General features: G+C 71.0%; 16 protein-coding genes. 11 read left to right on the forward strand and 5 right to left on the reverse strand.

Translation table 11 applies throughout. The features are described 5' to 3' along the window. The first annotated feature begins 17 nt into the window (after positions 1–17). A complete protein-coding gene (locus tag ACZ6I3_RS23500; RefSeq protein ID WP_469417089.1) occupies positions 18–1,295 on the forward strand; it encodes an RNA polymerase sigma factor in 1,278 nt (425 codons plus the stop codon). A 3-nt stretch (positions 1,296–1,298) separates the two neighbouring features. Here ACZ6I3_RS23500 and ACZ6I3_RS23505 read toward each other — a convergent pair whose 3' ends face one another. Then, positions 1,299–2,462 carry a THUMP-like domain-containing protein gene (locus ACZ6I3_RS23505; RefSeq protein ID WP_469417091.1) on the reverse strand — a complete coding sequence of 388 codons (1,164 nt, stop codon included), beginning with the start codon at positions 2,460–2,462 and terminating at the stop codon, positions 1,299–1,301. 91 nt (positions 2,463–2,553) lie between these two features. Here ACZ6I3_RS23505 and ACZ6I3_RS23510 point away from each other — a divergent pair, with 91 nt between their 5' ends. The 5 genes from ACZ6I3_RS23510 to ACZ6I3_RS23530 all read left to right on the forward strand — a co-directional run bounded on the left by ACZ6I3_RS23510 (position 2,554) and on the right by ACZ6I3_RS23530 (position 8,044). Next, positions 2,554–3,477 carry a polysaccharide deacetylase family protein gene (locus ACZ6I3_RS23510; protein ID WP_469417092.1) on the forward strand — a complete coding sequence of 308 codons (924 nt, stop codon included), beginning with the start codon at positions 2,554–2,556 and terminating at the stop codon, positions 3,475–3,477. After that, complete coding sequence (locus ACZ6I3_RS23515; protein WP_469417093.1) at positions 3,474–4,241, forward strand: polysaccharide deacetylase family protein; 768 nt, start codon at positions 3,474–3,476, stop codon at positions 4,239–4,241. Before ACZ6I3_RS23510 ends, ACZ6I3_RS23515 begins: the two co-directional genes overlap by 4 nt. Before the next feature lie 169 nt (positions 4,242–4,410). Beyond that, the gene (gene groES, locus ACZ6I3_RS23520) at positions 4,411–4,719 is read left to right on the forward strand and encodes a co-chaperone GroES (RefSeq protein WP_003974211.1); all 309 of its coding nucleotides are present in this window, start codon (positions 4,411–4,413) and stop codon (positions 4,717–4,719) included. 121 nt (positions 4,720–4,840) lie between these two features. Continuing rightward, complete coding sequence (groL, locus tag ACZ6I3_RS23525) at positions 4,841–6,466, forward strand: chaperonin GroEL (RefSeq protein WP_432965083.1); 1,626 nt, start codon at positions 4,841–4,843, stop codon at positions 6,464–6,466. A 357-nt stretch (positions 6,467–6,823) separates the two neighbouring features. Then, on the forward strand, positions 6,824–8,044 hold the full coding sequence (locus tag ACZ6I3_RS23530; protein ID WP_469417095.1) for an RNA-guided endonuclease InsQ/TnpB family protein: 1,221 nt from the start codon (positions 6,824–6,826) through the stop codon (positions 8,042–8,044). 34 nt (positions 8,045–8,078) lie between these two features. Here ACZ6I3_RS23530 and ACZ6I3_RS23535 read toward each other — a convergent pair whose 3' ends face one another. The 3 genes from ACZ6I3_RS23535 to ACZ6I3_RS23545 form a co-directional block, all read right to left on the reverse strand. Further along, the gene (locus ACZ6I3_RS23535) at positions 8,079–8,786 is read right to left on the reverse strand and encodes an ester cyclase (RefSeq protein WP_469417096.1); all 708 of its coding nucleotides are present in this window, start codon (positions 8,784–8,786) and stop codon (positions 8,079–8,081) included. Between the two features lie 84 nt (positions 8,787–8,870). Next, the gene (locus ACZ6I3_RS23540; protein WP_469417097.1) at positions 8,871–9,644 is read right to left on the reverse strand and encodes an SDR family NAD(P)-dependent oxidoreductase; all 774 of its coding nucleotides are present in this window, start codon (positions 9,642–9,644) and stop codon (positions 8,871–8,873) included. Positions 9,645–9,738: 94 nt separating this feature from the next. Then, on the reverse strand, positions 9,739–10,407 hold the full coding sequence (locus tag ACZ6I3_RS23545; protein ID WP_469417099.1) for an MOSC domain-containing protein: 669 nt from the start codon (positions 10,405–10,407) through the stop codon (positions 9,739–9,741). A gap of 81 nt (positions 10,408–10,488) precedes the next feature. On the opposite strand from ACZ6I3_RS23545, the gene ACZ6I3_RS23550 reads away from it, so the two are divergent. Further along, entirely contained in the window at positions 10,489–11,385 is an 897-nt protein-coding gene (locus ACZ6I3_RS23550) for a LysR family transcriptional regulator (protein WP_469417100.1), read from the forward strand. Positions 11,386–11,432: 47 nt separating this feature from the next. Here the strand turns inward: ACZ6I3_RS23550 and ACZ6I3_RS23555 are convergent, their stop codons facing one another. Continuing rightward, positions 11,433–11,762: a WhiB family transcriptional regulator gene (locus ACZ6I3_RS23555; protein ID WP_184591351.1), complete on the reverse strand. Its 330-nt coding sequence runs from the start codon at positions 11,760–11,762 to the stop codon at positions 11,433–11,435. 380 nt (positions 11,763–12,142) lie between these two features. Between ACZ6I3_RS23555 and ACZ6I3_RS23560 the strand changes: the two genes are divergently transcribed. The 4 genes from ACZ6I3_RS23560 (at position 12,143) to ACZ6I3_RS23575 (ending at position 16,828) form a co-directional block, all read left to right on the forward strand. Continuing rightward, positions 12,143–12,754, forward strand: coding sequence for a response regulator transcription factor (locus ACZ6I3_RS23560; RefSeq protein ID WP_003948568.1), 612 nt, complete (start codon positions 12,143–12,145; stop codon positions 12,752–12,754). A gap of 604 nt (positions 12,755–13,358) precedes the next feature. Beyond that, on the forward strand, positions 13,359–13,946 hold the full coding sequence (locus ACZ6I3_RS23565) for a sigma-70 family RNA polymerase sigma factor (RefSeq protein WP_469417102.1): 588 nt from the start codon (positions 13,359–13,361) through the stop codon (positions 13,944–13,946). 149 nt (positions 13,947–14,095) lie between these two features. After that, positions 14,096–15,598: an IMP dehydrogenase gene (guaB, locus tag ACZ6I3_RS23570; RefSeq protein ID WP_469417104.1), complete on the forward strand. Its 1,503-nt coding sequence runs from the start codon at positions 14,096–14,098 to the stop codon at positions 15,596–15,598. Between the two features lie 105 nt (positions 15,599–15,703). After that, positions 15,704–16,828 carry a GuaB3 family IMP dehydrogenase-related protein gene (locus tag ACZ6I3_RS23575; RefSeq protein WP_184591345.1) on the forward strand — a complete coding sequence of 375 codons (1,125 nt, stop codon included), beginning with the start codon at positions 15,704–15,706 and terminating at the stop codon, positions 16,826–16,828. Positions 16,829–17,300 lie beyond the last annotated feature (472 nt).

The raw sequence follows: 17,300 nt of genomic DNA on the forward strand, positions 1-17,300 counted from the left end.
GTGTCTGATGGTGGGCTGTGACAGCGCAGCCCACCCCGGACCCGAGCGGCACCGGCACGGCCATCGAAACGGTCTTCCGCATCGAGTCGCCCCGCGTCATCGCCGGCGTCACCCGGATCGTCCGGGACGTCGGCATCGCCGAGGAACTCGCGCAGGACGCGCTGGTCGCCGCGCTGGAGCAGTGGCCGCGGGACGGCGTGCCCGACAACCCGGGCGCCTGGCTCATGGCCACCGCCCGCAACCGCGCCGTCGACCTGGTCCGGCGCCGGGAGAACTACGCCCGCAAGCTGGCGGAGATCGGCCGCGACCTGTCGGCCGTGTCTCCCCCGGAGGAGCCCGCGGTCCTGCATGACCCCGACGACATCGACGACGACCTGCTGCGCCTGGTCTTCACCGCCTGCCACCCGGTGCTGTCCACCGAGGCCCGCACCGCCCTCACCCTGCGCCTCCTCGGCGGCCTCACCACGGCCGAGATCGCCCGGGCGGTCCTGGTCCCGGAACCGACCGTCGCGCAGCGCATCGTGCGCGCGAAACGCACCCTGGCGACACGGAACATCGCCTTCGAGGTGCCCTACGGCCCCGACCGCGAGGCCCGTCTCGGCTCCGTCCTCGACGTCATCTACCTCATCTTCAACGAGGGCTACGCCGCCACGGCCGGCGACGACTGGCTCCGCCCGTCCCTGTGCGAGGACGCCCTGCGGCTGGCCCGGGTGCTCTCGTCCCTCATGCCGAAGGAACCTGAGGTCCACGGCCTGACCGCGCTCCTGGAGTTCCAGGCGTCCCGCACGGCGGCCCGGACCGGCCCCTCCGGCGAACCCGTCCTCCTGAAGGACCAGAACCGCGCCCGCTGGAACCGCATGCTCATCGCCCGCGGCGTCGCCGCGCTGGGCAGAGCCGAGGCCGCCTCCTCCGGCGCTCCGGGCCCCTATCTGCTGCAGGCCGCCATCGCCGCCTGCCACGCGCACGCTTACACGTACGAGGAGACCGACTGGCCGCGCATCGCCGTGCTGTACGGCCTGCTGGCCGCCCGCTCGCCCTCCCCGGTCGTGGAGCTGAACCGCGCGGTGGCCGTCTCCATGGCCGAAGGCCCGTCCGAGGCACTGCCGATCGTCGAGGCCCTGACCGACGACCCCGCCCTGCGCGACTACCACCTGCTCCCCAGCGTCCGGGCCGACCTGCTCTCCCGACTGGGCCGTACGGCGGAGGCCCGGGCCGAGTTCGAACGGGCGGCGTCCCTGACCCGGAACGAGAGGGAGCGGGAGCTGCTGCTGCGCAGGGCGGCGGAACAGCCCTGACCGTCAGACGGGGTGCCCGATGAGCATCGCCGGTGCCCCCGCCACCCGGGTCAGGAACACCGTGGCCGCGTGCGGCCCCTGCGGCTTGACCTTCTTGCGGAGTTCCTCCGGCTCGACGGCCGAGCCCCGCTTCTTGACGGTGAGAACGCCGACCTGACGCTCCCTCAGCAGTGCCTTCAGCTTCTTGACGTTGAAGGGGAGATGGTCGGTGATCTCGTAGGCGGTGGCGTACGGGGTCGGACGCAGGACGTCGGCCGTGACGTACGCGATGGTCGCGTCGAGCAGGCCGCCGTCGACCCGGTCGGCCACCTCGGAGACCAGATGGGCCCGGATGACGGCGCCGTCCGGCTCGTACAGGTAGCGGCCGGGCGGGCGGACCTCCGGGTCGGGCAGGCCGCGCGAGAGCAGGGTGCGAGGGCCCGGCAGCAGGGTGGCCCGTACCGCCCCCGGCTCGGTGCCGAACCACAGCACCGCCTCCTTCACGTCCCCGCCGTCGGAGATCCACTCGGCCTCGGCGTCCTCGGGCACCGCCTCGTGCGGGATGCCGGGGGCGATCTTCAGCGCGGCGGCCCGGGGGGCCCGGCGGGCGGCCGACACCGCCCAGGACAGGGGCGGTGAGTAGGCCTCGGGGTCGAAGATCCGGCCCCGGCCGCCCCGCCGGGCCGGGTCGACGAAGACGGCGTCGTACCCCGCCGTGTCCACCTCGGTGACATCGGCCTCCCGCACCTCGATCAGTCCGGCGAGACCCAGCGCGTCGGCGTTCGCCCGCGCCGCCGCGGCCGTCATCGGGTCCCGGTCCACGGCCAGCACCCGGATCCCGGCGCGGGCCAGCGCGATCGCGTCCCCGCCGATGCCGGAGCACAGGTCGGCGACGGAGGTGACCCCCAGGTCCCTCATCCGCTCGGCGCGATACGCCGCCACACTCGCCCGGGTCGACTGCTCCACCCCGTTCGGCGTGAAGAACATCCGCCCCGCGTCCTCGGCCCCGAACTTCACCGCCGCCCGCTGCCGCAGCCGCGCCTGCCCCAGCGCCGCCGACACCAGCTCGGCGGGATGCTCCCGGCGCAGCCGTGTCGCCACGGCCAGCTCCCGCGCCGGGTCGGTGTCCCGCACCTCGTCGAGGAGGTCGCGGCCTTCGGGGGTGAGGAGGAGGGCGAGATCGTTCACCGGATCATTGTGGGCCAGTCGGAGGACGGTGGGGCCGTCGGCCGCAGTGTCGGGGCGGGTTCGCACCGGCCGGCTGCGAGGATCCGGCACCATGCGAGCAGTCGTACAAAATGACAAAAGGCGGGCAACGGGCGGCGCGCGCATCGGCCTCGTCGTGCTCGCCCTCGCCGCCATCGCCTCGGGCTGCGCGCAGGCGGACGGCGGCCAGGTCGCCCCGGCCGGCGGTCAGCAGCCCCTCGAGGCGCCGCCGGCCCGCGCGCTCGACTCCTACGCCACCAAGCTGCGCGCCGCGCACGCTGCCCGTATCGCCGCGGCGCACCGCTGGGGGCTGCGGAGGGTCCCGCTGGTCGCCCCTCCGGCTCCCGGGAAGAAGCCCAGGATCAGGACCCGCAAGGGCTTCGAGGTGGACGGCCACCGGGAGCTGGAGCTGCCGCCCGTCTTCACCACGATCCCCACCCGGGACAAGGTCGTCTTCCTCACCATCGACGACGGCGCCGAGAAGGACCCGGCGTTCCTGCGGATGATGAGCGACCTGGACGTCCCGTACACCGCCTTCCTCAGCGGCTACCTGGTGAAGGACGACGACCGCTACTTCCGGCAGATGCAGGCCAGGGGTGTCGTCCTGAACAACCACACCCTCTGGCACCGCAACATGCGGGGTCTGCCCTACCGCGCGCAGCGGCGCGAGATCTGCGGCATGCAGCGTTTCATCGAGAGGCGCTACGGCACCCGCCCCACCCTCTTCCGCCCGCCCTTCGGCAGCTACGACCGGGCGACCCTGCGCGCCGCCAAGGCCTGCGGCATCGAGTACACCCCTCTCTGGAACGCGGAGGTCTTCGCCGGCCACTGGGAGTACCGCGAGGCGGACCGGAGGCTGCGCCCGGGCGACATCGTCCTCAGCCACTTCCGGGGCCGCGAGCAGTGGAAGGGCGCGATGCCCGACATGGTCCGCCGCTTCCTGAACAAGGTCACGGTCGAGGGGTACGCGGTGGGGCGGCTGGAGGACTACCTGTGAGGCGGCTGCCGACGGCCGCGGCGCTGTGCGCGGGCGTGATCCTGCTGGCCGGCTGCGCCGGGGCGGCGGGGGAGCGGGCGGGAGCGGACGGCCGGGGCCAGGACCCGACCCGCGCGTCCGGCACCCTCGCGCGTCCGGCGCGCCTGCCGCCCGTCGTGGACCGGGTCCGCACCCGGGACCCGGTCGTCTTCCTGACCTACGACGACGGCGCCGAACGCGACCCCCGCTTCGCCGGCCTCGTCCGCGAACGGCGGCTCCCGGTCACCCTGTTCCTCACGGACAGCGTCGCGGGCCCCGGATACGGGCACCTGGCCCGGCTGCGCGCGGTCGGCGCGTCCCTCCAGAACCACACCCTCGACCACCCGGCCCTGCGCGGCCTGCCCTACACCGGCCAGCGCGCCGAGATCTGCGGCCAGCAGCACAAACTCCGCTCCCGCTTCGGCATCCGCCCCCACCTCTTCCGCCCGCCCTACGGCACGTACGACCGGGCGACCCTGCGCGCCGCCGCCGACTGCGGCAGCACGGCGGTCGTCCTCTGGCGGGCGTCCCTGTCCGCCGACGGCGAACTGACGTACGCCCACGGCGAGCCACGCCTCCGCCCCGGCGACATCATCTCCGTGCCGTCGGCCCCGACGGAGTCCCTGTCGCCGGCGGAACGGACCGTGCGCCTGCTGGGGGAGATCGAGGGGCGGGGGCTGCGGGTGGGGCGGCTGGAGGACTACCTCCGACACGAACTCCCCGGCCGACGCGCCGCGGGCAATTAGCAGTCCGCTTGACCGAGTGCTAATCGCGGTCATAGTCTCGGCTCTGGCACTCCCCACTGGAGAGTGCCAACACAGCGACGGGCAGGTCCGGCACCCGCGACGACGGATCGACCTGGTCGCCACCTCAGACAGTTAACCCCGTGAGATCTCCGAAGGGGGAGGTCGGATCGTGACGACCACCAGCTCCAAGGTTGCCATCAAGCCGCTCGAGGACCGCATTGTGGTCCAGCCGCTCGACGCCGAGCAGACCACCGCCTCTGGCCTGGTCATCCCGGACACCGCCAAGGAGAAGCCCCAGGAGGGCGTCGTCCTGGCCGTGGGCCCGGGCCGCTTCGAGGACGGTAACCGTCTTCCGCTCGACGTCTCCGTCGGCGATGTCGTGCTCTACAGCAAGTACGGCGGCACCGAGGTGAAGTACAACGGCGAGGAGTACCTCGTCCTCTCGGCTCGCGACGTGCTCGCGATCGTCGAGAAGTAATTCACCCCGCTTTACCAGCATTGCAGTGAACTGCGCCCCTGGCCCCCGCGATCTTATGAAGCCGGGCGTCGGGGGCGCGGTTCGTTTCACCCACATTTTCCGAGAGGGCTGAACCGCTCCCATGGCGAAGATCCTGAAGTTCGACGAGGACGCCCGTCGCGCCCTCGAGCGCGGCGTCAACAAGCTTGCCGACACGGTCAAGGTGACGATCGGCCCCAAGGGCCGCAACGTCGTCATCGACAAGAAGTTCGGCGCTCCCACCATCACCAACGACGGTGTGACCATCGCCCGTGAGGTAGAGGTCGAGGACCCGTACGAGAACCTCGGTGCCCAGCTGGTCAAGGAGGTGGCGACCAAGACCAACGACATCGCGGGTGACGGTACGACCACCGCGACCGTGCTCGCCCAGGCGCTCGTGCGCGAGGGCCTGAAGAACGTCGCCGCCGGTGCCTCCCCGGCCGCCCTGAAGAAGGGCATCGACGCCGCGGTCAAGGCCGTGTCCGAGGAGCTCCTCGCGACCGCGCGCCCGATCGACGAGAAGTCCGACATCGCCGCCGTCGCCGGTCTGTCCGCCCAGGACCAGCAGGTCGGCGAGCTCATCGCCGAGGCCATGGACAAGGTCGGCAAGGACGGTGTCATCACCGTCGAGGAGTCCAACACCTTCGGTCTGGAGCTGGACTTCACCGAGGGCATGGCCTTCGACAAGGGCTACCTGTCGCCGTACTTCGTGACGGACCAGGAGCGCATGGAAGCCGTCCTGGACGACCCGTACGTCCTCATCACGCAGGGCAAGATCTCCGCCATCGCGGACCTGCTGCCGCTGCTGGAGAAGGTCATCCAGGCCAACGCCTCCAAGCCGCTGCTGATCATCGCCGAGGACGTCGACGGCGAGGCGCTGTCCACCCTCGTCGTGAACAAGATCCGCGGCACCTTCAACGCCGTCGCCGTGAAGGCCCCCGGCTTCGGCGACCGCCGCAAGGCGATGCTGCAGGACCTCGCGGTCCTCACCGGCGCCACGGTCGTCTCCGAGGAGGTCGGCCTCAAGCTCGACCAGGTCGGCCTGGACGTCCTCGGCTCCGCCCGCCGCATCACCGTCACCAAGGACGACACCACGGTCGTCGACGGTGCCGGCAACAAGGACGACGTGCAGGGCCGCGTCGCCCAGATCAAGGCCGAGATCGAGTCCACGGACTCCGACTGGGACCGCGAGAAGCTCCAGGAGCGCCTCGCGAAGCTGGCCGGCGGCGTGTGCGTCATCCGCGTGGGTGCCGCCACCGAGGTCGAGCTCAAGGAGCGCAAGCACCGTCTGGAGGACGCCATCTCCGCGACCCGCGCCGCGGTCGAGGAGGGCATCGTCTCCGGTGGCGGCTCCGCGCTCGTCCACGCCGTGAAGGTCCTCGAGGGCAACCTCGGCAAGACCGGCGACGAGGCCACCGGTGTCGCCGTCGTCCGCAAGGCCGCCGTCGAGCCGCTGCGCTGGATCGCCGAGAACGCCGGCCTGGAGGGCTACGTCATCACCTCCAAGGTCGCCGAGCTCGACAAGGGCCAGGGCTTCAACGCCGCCACCGGCGAGTACGGCGACCTGGTCAAGGCCGGCGTCATCGACCCGGTCAAGGTCACCCGCTCCGCCCTGGAGAACGCCGCCTCCATCGCCTCCCTCCTCCTCACGACCGAGACCCTGGTCGTCGAGAAGAAGGAAGAGGAGGAGCCGGCCGCCGCGGGCCACGGCCACGGCCACTCCCACTGAGGCACCGGCCTCGTAGCAGAAGCCCCCGTTCCGCCCAGGCGGACGGGGGCTTCTCCCGTAGGGCCTGCGTAGGTCCTGCCGGTCACCTGTTTCTTGCGAGGATGCCCCGGCGTTCACGTCGGGGAGGAATCGCATCCGGGTGTTGCGGCGCGGAGCGTCGCCGTGCCCCGTTCAGGGTCGGGCAGCACTCGTGCCACTGCCCGATGGTTTCAAGGTGATGCGAACGTGTGTGCCTGTGGTCACTGGTCGGGGTGGCGGCTACGGGATCGAGGTACGTGCGTGCGGTGGTCGTACGTATGGTCCTTTGCGGGGCTCGGGATGTCAGGTCGCCCGGGCCGGGGACCGTGAGGGGGCGGGATGGCGCGCGTGGGGCTGGCTGTGGAGGCCGGGCATGCCCGCTACACGTACCGGCTGCGTGCGTCGTCCACTGCTCGTACGGCGCTGGTGGCGGAGTGGGATCGGTGCCGGTGGCTGTGGAATGAGTGTGTGGCCAAGTCCAGGGCCGTGTACCTGCACAGCAAAGCGAGTGGGGAGAAGCGGACGTGTGGCCCGGCGCAGTTGGACAGGATGTTGACCGCAGCCCGCAAGATGATCCCGTGGTTGCGTGAGGGTTCGTCGGTGGTCCAGCAGCAGGTCATCCGCGACTTCGGCCGCTCCCGCGCCAAGGCCCACAAGGACATCCGGGAGCGCCTGCCCCTGGCACGCCGGGCCGGGATGCCCACGCACAAGAAGAAGCGCGAAGCACTGGCGACCCTGAACTACACCAAGCGCGGGTTCCGGTTGAAGGACGGCCGGTTGCACCTGGCCGGGGGCATCGTCCTGAGGGTGGTGTGGGCGAGGGAGCTGCCTGCTGAGCCGTCCTCGGTGCGTGTGTACCAGGACAGTCTGGGGCACTGGTACGGCTCGTTCGTCGTGCCCGCCGAAGTGGTGCCGCTGCCTCTGACCGGTCGGGTGCTCGGTGTCGACTGGGGGGTGAAGGAGACCGCGACCACCACCTCCGACGCGTATGACCTGGCGCACGCCGGGTACGGCAGGAAGGCCCGGGTGAAGCTGACCCGGTACGACCGGATGATGGCCCGCCGCAGGCCGAAGAAGGGGCAGCCGGCTTCGAGGGGCTATCGCGAGGCGAAGCGGCTGCGGGCGAAGGCCTACAAGAAGGTGGCCGGGCAGCGTGCGGACACCGCCCGGAAGTGGGCGAAGAAGGTGGTGCGCGACCATGACGCGGTCGCTGTGGAGGATTTCCGTCCGAGGTTCCTGGCCAAGTCCACGATGGCCCGTAAGGCTGCGGACGCCGCCATCGGCGCCACCAAGAGGGCGCTGGTCGAGATGGGCCGCAAGCACGGGCGGGACATTCGCCTGGTCCACCCCGCGCACACCACGATGGACTGCGCCAACTGCGATGCGAGAGCCAAGCACGCACTGCCGCTGTCGGAACGTACCTACACCTGCACCGCATGCGGGCTCGTGTCCCCACGGGACAAGAACTCCGCACGCGTGATGCTTCACCGGGCTGGTCTCAACCCGGCTGGTGCCGATGGCGCAAGACCTCTTGGAGCGCAGCTCCAGGAGGCAGCCTGAGCCAGGAATCCCCTCCCTCCAGGGAGGGGAGGATTCAAAGCTCCAGCGGATCGAGCGCCCCGAGCTGCTGCATCAGCCCCAGCCGGTCGTACTCCCACCAGCCCTCGGCGATCTTCCCGTCCGGCGTGCACCGGTACACGGTCGTCCCGGTCATGGTGACGTCCTTCCCGGTCGGCGGAATCCCGAGGAAGTCGCCCTTGTGGTGCCCCTGCCAGGCCCACCGGGTGCACACCCGGTCGCCCTGGGCGATCTGGTCCGCGATCGTGAACGAGAAGTCGAACCCGCCCCGCCACACCTCCACCTCGCGCCGCAGCGCGTCCAGCCCGATGACGTCCTGCACATTGGCGGGATCGTGGTCGTGGTAGTCCTCGATGAACACGTCGTTGAACGGGGGCGCCGCCCCCTGCCCGGGCGCCTGCTCGAAGAACCTGCGCGCGGTGGCCGCGTAGAGCTGCTCGTCCCGCACCACGTCCAGGTCCGTGAACGTCGGCGTCTCGTCGCAGAGCGCCACCATCTCCCGGAAGATCCGCCCGGTCTCCGGGAGCCCGGAGTTCCGCATCGCCTCCTCGTACGACGGGAACTCCACGATCTCGACGACGTGCGACGCGTCGGCCCGGTCCTTCGCGACCACACTGTGCGACGCCGTCCGCTTCCCTCTGGTCTGCTCGACCCACTGATCCATCAGCTGGTTCATCTCGTCGAGCCGACTGGTCCTGCACTCGATGAGCTGTACGAAGGTCATGGCCTCGCCTCCGGCCCCCCTGGTCCGGTGGAACAGCTCCAATTGTCCCAACGGGAGCTGCCCGGCGCCTCCTGACCAGGGCTCCTACTGCGGCCCGTACTTCCGCCCCGTCCTGGACGAAACCGCCCCGAGCATCCCTCTGGGCACCAGCTTCGCCGCACCCATCAGCGCCTTGTACCGCGGGTCCGGGATCGACAGCGTCCTGCCCCGGGCCAGATCGTGCAGCGCCGCCGCCACCAGCTTGTCCGCGTCGAGCCACATCCAGCTCGGGATGTTGTCGGTGCCCATGCCGGCCCGGTCGTGGAACTCCGTGCGCACGAAGCCGGGGCAGAGCGCCATCAGCCGTACGCCGCTGCCGGCCAGGTCGCGCGCCGCGCCCTGCGTGAACTGCACGACCCAGGCCTTGGACGCGCCGTAGGTGCCCCGCGGCACGAACGCGGCGACCGACGCGACATTGACGACACCGCCCCGGCCGCGCGCCCGCATGCCCTCGGTCGCCGCCGACGTCAGCCGCAGCACCGCCTCGCAGTGCACCTTGAGCATCCGCAGCTCATCGGCCATGGAGACATCGAGATAGCGGCCCTTGTTGCCGAATCCGGCGTTGTTGACCAAGAGGTCGACGGGGTTCCTGCGGTCGCCCAGCCGGTCGGCCACCGCCTCGATGCCCTTGTCCTGCGCCAGGTCGGCCGTCAGCACCTCCGCCTCGATGCCGTGCCCGTCGTGCAGCTCGGTCGCCTGTTCCCTGAGCCGCTTGGTGTCGCGGGCCACCAGCACCAGGTTGTGCCCGTCGGACGCCAGTCGCCGCGCGAACGCGGCCCCGATGCCTGCCGTCGATCCCGTAATCAGAGCCGTTGTCATGGCAGAAGGTTAGTGACCCGGACTGGGTGCGTCCGCTTCCGTACGGGGCCTTCGGCGGTGAAGGGTCGGTGGAGACAATCGCGGTGAGCCGCCGTCAGGACCCGTACTTCTCCTTGTACTCCCGCGCCTGGCGCAGCACCTCAGGGTGCAGGGCCTCGCCCGCCGCCAGCAGCCGCGGCAGCAGCGTCCGCTCGGTGGTCACCGCCCGGAACTGCAGGGCCACCGTCACGTCGTGGTCCGGCCGGTGCACGATCTCGACGGAGTCGCCCGCGCGAATCGCGCCGGGCTCGATCACCCGCAGATACGCCCCCGGCGCGCCCCGCCGGGTGAACCGCTTCACCCAGCCCTTCTCCTCCAGATGGCCCTGGAACGTGCGGCACGGGATCCGTCCGGAGGTGATCTCCAGGACCACCTCGGGCCCGATGCGCCAGCGCTCGCCGATCAGCGCGCCGGACACGTCCAGCCCCCGGGTCGTGAGGTTCTCGCCGAACGCCCCGTCGGCCAGCGTCCGGCCCAGCTCGCGCTCCCACTCGTCCAGGTCCTCGCGCGCCATGGCGTACACCGCCTGGTCGTCGCCGCCGTGGTGCTCCAGCTTGCACACCGCGTCCCCGGCCAGCCCGCTCCCGCCGATGCCCTTGGGCCCGGGCGCCGACACCCGCACGGCCCCGTCCACCGGCTGCTTGTCGATCCCGGTCACGCCCTCCGGGTTGTCCGTGTACGGCACAGCCTTGGCACGGCCCAGATTCACAGACAGAAGCTTCATGCCTCGCACGGTATGGGACCGGCCCTCAAAGCGTCGACGCATTATTCGCATCGGCATCAAAGGGTCGCTTATTCTCGAAGGGTGATCGAAGCTCGTCATCTCCGCGTACTGCGCGCCGTCGCCGCCACCGGTTCCTTCTCCGCCGCGGGGCGTGAACTGGGCTGCACACAACCCGCCGTCAGCCAGCAGATGAAGGCCCTGGAAACCTCCGTCGGCACCCCCCTGCTCATCCGCACCGGACGCGAGATGCGCCTGACCCAGGCCGGTGAGGCGCTGGTGCGGCACGCCGCCGGGATCCTCGCCGGGCTCACGGCCGCGGAGGAGGAGATCGCCGCCATCGCCGGGCTGCGCGCGGGACGGGTCCGGCTCGTCTCCTTCCCCAGCGGCAGCTCCACCCTCGTACCGACGGCCCTCGCCGCACTGCGCGCGGCACACCCGGGTACCCGCGTCTCCCTGGAGGAGGCCGAACCGCCCGCCTCGGTCGGCCTGCTGCGCGAGGGCGACTGCGACGTGGCGCTCGCCTTCCGCTACGAGGGCGCGGCGGGCGCGGAGGAGTGGGACGACCTCGTCGTACGACCGCTGCTGTCGGACCGGCTCGTCGCCCTGGTGCCGGAGCGGCACCGGCTCGCGGGCGCGGGGTCCGTCGCCATCGGCGAGCTGGCACGGGAGTCGTGGATCGCGGGCTGCCCGCGCTGTCGCGGCCAGTTGGTCGAGGTGTGCGCGGCGGCCGGCTTCACGCCCCGCATCGACTTCGCCACCGACGACTATCCGGCGGTGGTCGGCCTGGTCGGCGCCGGACTGGGCGTGGCCGTGCTGCCGCAGCTGGCCGTCGAGGCGGTACGGCCCCGGGGGGTGAGCACCGTGACGCTGGAACCGGCGGTGCGGCGGGAGATCGTCGCGCTCACGCTGCCCGACCTCGCACAGGTCCCGGCGGTGTCGGCGACGCTCGACCAGCTGGCGCGGGCGGCCGTCCGGTAGCAGGGACCGGCGGCACGCGTGCGCGTGCCCTTCGCAGAAACGTTATTTCAGTGATGCGAGGCGGTGTGCCCGCCAGGTGCCGACGCCGACACCAGCCGGTTGCGCGCCCGCCCCATGAGCTCTTCGCGCTCGTCCTCGGTCAGCCCGCCCCACACGCCGTACGGCTCGCGCACCGCCAGTGCGTGAGCGGCGCACTCGGCGCGTACCGGGCACCTCATGCAGACCTCTTTGGCCGAGTTCTCGCGAGCACTCCGAGCCGCACCGCGCTCGCCCTCCGGATGGAAGAAGAGCGAGCTGTCCACCCCGCGACAGGCAGCCAGCAGCTGCCAGTCCCACAGGTCCGCGTTCGGTCCGGGAAGGCGGGAGAAATCTGCCATTACGTGACCCCTTGTAGCCGTTTTGGGCGGATCCGGTGTCTACGACCGTACAACTACGATCTAAGGAGATGAAAATATGACTCATTGCGAATCTAGCTCCAGACACTGGCAAAGCGGAAGAAATGGGTCTGAATGGGGCATAGGTTGTGATGAAAGTTCGTGGGTCTGCTGCGCATGTCTGCACCGTGTCCGCCCCCTCACGTAGAGTGCCGAAGATGGAAGCCGACCCCGTAACTCTTTCGAGTGACCGTCGTTGAGAGTGCGAGGCGGTTGAAGGAACAAGCGCTCGGACAGGCGTCCGAGACGGTCGACCGCACAGGTGACGATTCCGTACCAGCCTGGAGGCTCAAGGTGACGTGCATCAGCTGCGGAGGGCGGTCATGACTTCCGTCCTCGTCTGCGACGACTCCCCGCTTGCCCGAGAGGCGCTCCGTCGCGCGGTCGCGACCGTGCCCGGCGTAGAGCGCGTGACGACGGCGGCCAACGGCGAGGAAGTCCTCCGCCGCTGGGGGGCCGACCGCTCGGACCTGATTCTGATGGACGTGCGCATGCCCGGTCTGGGCGGCGTCGAGACGGTCCGGCGGCTGCTGTCCGCCGACCCCGGTGCGCGCATCATCATGCTCACCGTCGCCGAGGACCTGGACGGCGTGGCCCTCGCGGTCGCCGCCGGTGCCCGCGGCTATCTGCACAAGGACGCCTCCCGCGCCGAACTGCGCGCGACGGTGACGCAGGCCCTGGCCGACCCGACCTGGCGGCTTGCCCCGCGCCGGCTGCGCTCGGCCGAGATGGGCGCCGCGCCCACGCTCACGGCGCGTGAGATCCAGGTCCTCGAAGGCATGAGCCACGGCCGCTCGAACGCGGAGATCGGCCGCGAGCTGTTCCTCTCCGAGGACACCGTCAAGACCCACGCCCGGCGCCTGTTCAAGAAGCTCGGCGCCTCGGACCGGGCCCACGCCGTGGCGCTCGGCTTCCGGTGGGGCCTGGTGCGCTAGGGCGTGTTTCGAAAGTAGCGTCGTCTGCCCGAAGGGCAGGGCCGGGGGCGTCTGGTGCGTGCGATCGCAAGGCGGAGGGAGGAGAGCGCAGCGGGCTGCGCCGACGACCGACAACGCGGCGAGCGTGCGTGCCAGGCGTTCCCGGCCAGACGGGACTTTCGAAACACGCCCTAGGACCTGTCCTTCGGATCGGGCCGGCTTCGGCGCGAGGCTCCCGGCGCGGGCCGGGGAGCGGGGGCATGCGGATGCCCCCGCGCGAGCCGTACGCACGCGCGCGAGAGTTCGGCGGGGCGCCTGCGAGGCCTCCCGGCCCCGGGACGATCCGAACGGCAGGTCCTGAGGGCGGCCGCGCGTGTGGCGGTGGTCGCAGTGGGGGCACGAAGAGCCAGGTGGGCGGGGTCGGACCGGGTGTCCGCCGGGTGCCCGCTGCTTGTTTCGCCGCGGATGCCGCATCCTTGAGGGTGTGGAGTTCCTCGGGGACGAGTCGGTCGAGCGGAAGGGGAGGGCGCAGGGGATGAGTGCCGGCGCACCTGCTCATAACGCTTCGGTGCACAACAACGGGCGCGGTGCCGCGGACCCAACGGCCGCAAGGCACCATGGACCGATGCGCGAAGACGAGGCGGTCAATGCCCAAGGGGCGATCGGCGCGCTCGTCCACCGCGCGGTCGACGGGGACGAGCAGGCCACGCACGATCTGCTCGCCCATGTCCATCCCTTGGCGCTGCGCTACTGCCGCACCCGGCTGTCCCGTCTGCCGGGCGACGCCCGGCATTTCGTGGAGGACCTCGCCCAGGAGGTGTGCGTGGCGGTGCTCCTCGCGCTGCCCCGCTACCGGGACACCGGGCGTCCCTTCGAGGCGTTCGTCTTCGCCATCGCCGCCCACAAGGTCGCCGACCTGCAGCGCGCGGCGATGCGCCACCCCGGCTCGACGGCCATCCCCTCCGACGAGATGCCCGAGCGCCCCGACGACTCCCTGGGACCGGAGGAGCGCGCACTGCTGAGCAGTGACGCGGCATGGGCCAAGAAGCTCCTGGCCAACCTGCCCGAGAATCAGCGGGAGCTGTTGCTGCTGCGCATCGCGGTGGGGCTCACGGCCGAGGAGACGGGCCAGATGTTGGGAATGTCACCCGGCGCCGTCCGGGTGGCGCAGCACCGGGCGCTGAGCCGGCTGCGGGCGCTCGCCGAGCAGTAGCCCCTCAGCAGCCCTTGATTGAACAGGCGGTGCGCGGCTTCCGTACGAACATACGAAGCCCTGAGCCGACCGGAACCGTGGAATGAGACAGCCGCGCTTCCCGTTAGCATGGACATCCGCACCGATCAAGGCCATTTGGGGAAGGTGTCATGACTGCAAACGTCGACGGAGTGCCCGGAAAATTCGCGACACTCGGGCTGACCTACGACGACGTGCTGCTGCTGCCGGGCGCATCCGAGGTGCTGCCGGGCGCGGTCGACACCTCGTCCCGCATCTCGCGCAACGTCCGGGTCAACATCCCGCTGCTCTCCGCGGCGATGGACAAGGTGACCGAGTCCCGTCTGGCGATCTCGATGGCCCGCCTCGGCGGCGTCGGCGTGCTGCACCGCAACCTGTCGGTCGAGGACCAGGTCAACCAGGTCGACCTGGTCAAGCGGTCCGAGTCCGGCATGGTCACCGATCCCATCACGGTGCACCCCGACGCGACGCTCGCCGAGGCGGACGCCCTGTGCGCCAAGTTCCGCATCAGCGGCGTCCCGGTCACCGACCCGGCCGGCAAGCTGCTCGGCATCGTCACCAACCGCGACATGGCCTTCGAGACCGACCGCAGCCGCCAGGTGCGTGACGTCATGACGCCGATGCCGCTGGTCACCGGCAAGGTCGGCATCTCCGGCGTCGACGCCATGGAGCTGCTGCGCCGCCACAAGATCGAGAAGCTGCCGCTCGTCGACGACCGGGGCATCCTCAAGGGCCTGATCACGGTCAAGGACTTCGTCAAGGCCGAGAAGTACCCGAACGCCGCCAAGGACGCCGAGGGCCGGCTGCTGGTCGGTGCCGCGGTGGGCGCCAGCCCCGAGGCCCTGGAGCGCGCCCAGGCGCTCGCCGAGGCCGGGGTGGACTTCCTGGTCGTCGACACCTCGCACGGCCACAACAGCAACGCCCTCAGCTGGATGTCGAAGATCAAGTCGAGCGTGTCCGTCGACGTGATCGGCGGCAACGTCGCCACGCGCGACGGTGCGCAGGCCCTGATCGACGCCGGTGTCGACGGCATCAAGGTGGGTGTGGGCCCCGGCTCGATCTGCACCACGCGTGTGGTCGCCGGTATCGGCGTCCCGCAGGTCACCGCCATCTACGAGGCCTCCCTCGCCGCCCGCCCCGCGGGCATCCCGCTGATCGGCGACGGCGGTCTGCAGTACTCCGGCGACATCGGCAAGGCGCTCGCCGCCGGTGCCGACACGGTCATGCTGGGCAGCCTGCTCGCGGGCTGCGAGGAGTCGCCCGGCGAGCTGCTCTTCATCAACGGCAAGCAGTTCAAGTCCTACCGCGGCATGGGCTCGCTCGGCGCCATGCAGTCCCGCGGCCAGGGGCGGTCCTTCTCGAAGGACCGCTACTTCCAGGCCGAGGTGGCCTCCGACGACAAGCTCGTGCCCGAGGGCGTCGAGGGCCAGGTGCCCTACCGCGGCCCCCTGGCCAACGTGCTGCACCAACTCGTCGGCGGTCTGCGCCAGACCATGGGCTACGTGGGCGCGGCCACCATCGAGGAGATGGAGTCCAAGGGCCGCTTCGTCCGCATCACCTCGGCGGGTCTGAAGGAGAGCCACCCGCACGACATCCAGATGACGGTCGAGGCGCCGAACTACAGCCGTCAGTAGGCATCGGGCTCGATGGGGCGGCCCCGGAAGCATCCGGGGCCGCCCTCGTCATGCCCGTCGGCGATACTGGAAGACGCTGCAACGCATCAGGGAAAGGCCACAAACGTGACTGAGATCGAGATCGGGCGCGGCAAGCGCGGCCGCCGGGCGTACGCCTTCGACGACATCGCCGTCGTCCCCAGCCGCCGTACGCGGGACCCGAAGGAGGTCTCGATCGCCTGGCAGATCGACGCCTACCGCTTCGAGCTGCCGTTCCTGGCCGCCCCCATGGACTCGGTCGTCTCCCCGGCCACCGCCATCCGGATCGGCGAGCTCGGCGGCCTCGGCGTGCTGAACCTCGAGGGCCTGTGGACGCGCCACGAGGACCCGCAGCCGCTGCTCGACGAGATCGCCGAGCTGCCCGCCGAGGCGGCGACCCGGCGCCTCCAGGAGATCTACGCCGCGCCGATCAAGGAGGAGCTGATCGGCGCCCGCATCAAGGAGGTGCGCGACTCGGGCGTGGTCACGGCCGCCGCGCTCTCCCCGCAGCGCACGGCCCAGTTCTCCAAGGCCGTCGTCGACGCGGGCGTGGACATCTTCGTCATCCGCGGTACGACGGTCTCCGCGGAGCACGTCTCCGGCGCGTCCGAGCCGCTGAACCTCAAGCAGTTCATCTACGAGCTGGACGTCCCGGTGATCGTCGGCGGCTGCGCCACGTACACCGCGGCCCTGCACCTGATGCGCACCGGCGCGGCCGGGGTGCTGGTCGGCTTCGGCGGCGGCGCCGCGCACACCACGCGCAACGTGCTCGGGATCCAGGTCCCCATGGCGACGGCCGTCGCCGACGTGGCCGCCGCCCGCCGGGACTACATGGACGAGTCCGGCGGCCGGTACGTGCACGTGATCGCGGACGGCGGTGTCGGCTGGTCCGGCGACCTGCCCAAGGCGATCGCCTGCGGTGCCGACGCGGTCATGATGGGCTCCCCGCTCGCCCGCGCGACCGACGGTCCGGGCAAGGGCCACCACTGGGGCATGGAGGCCGTGAACGAGGAGCTGCCGCGCGGCAAGAAGGTCGACCTCGGCACGGTCGGGACCATCGAGGAGATCCTCACCGGCCCGTCCCACACCCCCGACGGCTCGATGAACCTCTTCGGCGCCCTCCGCCGCGCCATGGCCACCACCGGCTACAGCGAGCTGAAGGAGTTCCAGCGCGTCGAGGTGACGGTGGCGGACTCGCAGCACCGGCGGTAGTCGGCGGGCCGCGGGCCGCAGTAGAGGGAAGGGCCTGGTCACTCAAGTGAGTGACCAGGCCCTTTCGCGTACCCAACTGGCTCTGGCAGGGCGCGTGTTGCCGTTGGGGGCGCACGGTTGCCTTTGGGCCGTTCGGCCCGGTGTAGGGCGGTTTCGAGGCGCTAGTGTCCTTGATCGGCGCCCAGGTTCTTCTGGGCTCCCCCTTCCAAGGACACGGTTCCGGACCCCGGCCCCTCGGGGCCCGGCCCGATTCCGACGTGCTGCCTACCGGGTCAATGGGCAGTGTCGTGGAAGGGGGCGCCCATGGGTCGCCACCGCAAGCCCACCCGCTGGGACCGACTCCGTCTTCGGATGGTGCAGTGCCGGAGGAGGTGGATCTTGCGGATTTTCGGATGGTGAGCGGCCGCCCCCAAGAAGCCTAGGGGCGGACACTCCGTGATCCATCCTGGAGCCTGCCGCAGTGACCGCTGCG

The organism is Streptomyces sp. NPDC041940, assembly GCF_055589465.1.

Coding starts and splice junctions, on each gene's coding strand:
- ACZ6I3_RS23510 (WP_469417092.1), top strand. CDS start 2,554: ATGCGAGCAGTCGTACAAAATGACAAAAGGCGGGCAACGGGCGGCGCG.
- groL (WP_432965083.1), top strand. CDS start 4,841: ATGGCGAAGATCCTGAAGTTCGACGAGGACGCCCGTCGCGCCCTCGAG.
- ACZ6I3_RS23530 (WP_469417095.1), top strand. CDS start 6,824: ATGGCGCGCGTGGGGCTGGCTGTGGAGGCCGGGCATGCCCGCTACACG.
- ACZ6I3_RS23535 (WP_469417096.1), bottom strand. CDS start 8,786: ATGACCTTCGTACAGCTCATCGAGTGCAGGACCAGTCGGCTCGACGAG.
- ACZ6I3_RS23540 (WP_469417097.1), bottom strand. CDS start 9,644: ATGACAACGGCTCTGATTACGGGATCGACGGCAGGCATCGGGGCCGCG.
- ACZ6I3_RS23545 (WP_469417099.1), bottom strand. CDS start 10,407: ATGAAGCTTCTGTCTGTGAATCTGGGCCGTGCCAAGGCTGTGCCGTAC.
- ACZ6I3_RS23555 (WP_184591351.1), bottom strand. CDS start 11,762: ATGGCAGATTTCTCCCGCCTTCCCGGACCGAACGCGGACCTGTGGGAC.
- ACZ6I3_RS23560 (WP_003948568.1), top strand. CDS start 12,143: ATGACTTCCGTCCTCGTCTGCGACGACTCCCCGCTTGCCCGAGAGGCG.
- ACZ6I3_RS23565 (WP_469417102.1), top strand. CDS start 13,359: ATGCGCGAAGACGAGGCGGTCAATGCCCAAGGGGCGATCGGCGCGCTC.
- guaB (WP_469417104.1), top strand. CDS start 14,096: ATGACTGCAAACGTCGACGGAGTGCCCGGAAAATTCGCGACACTCGGG.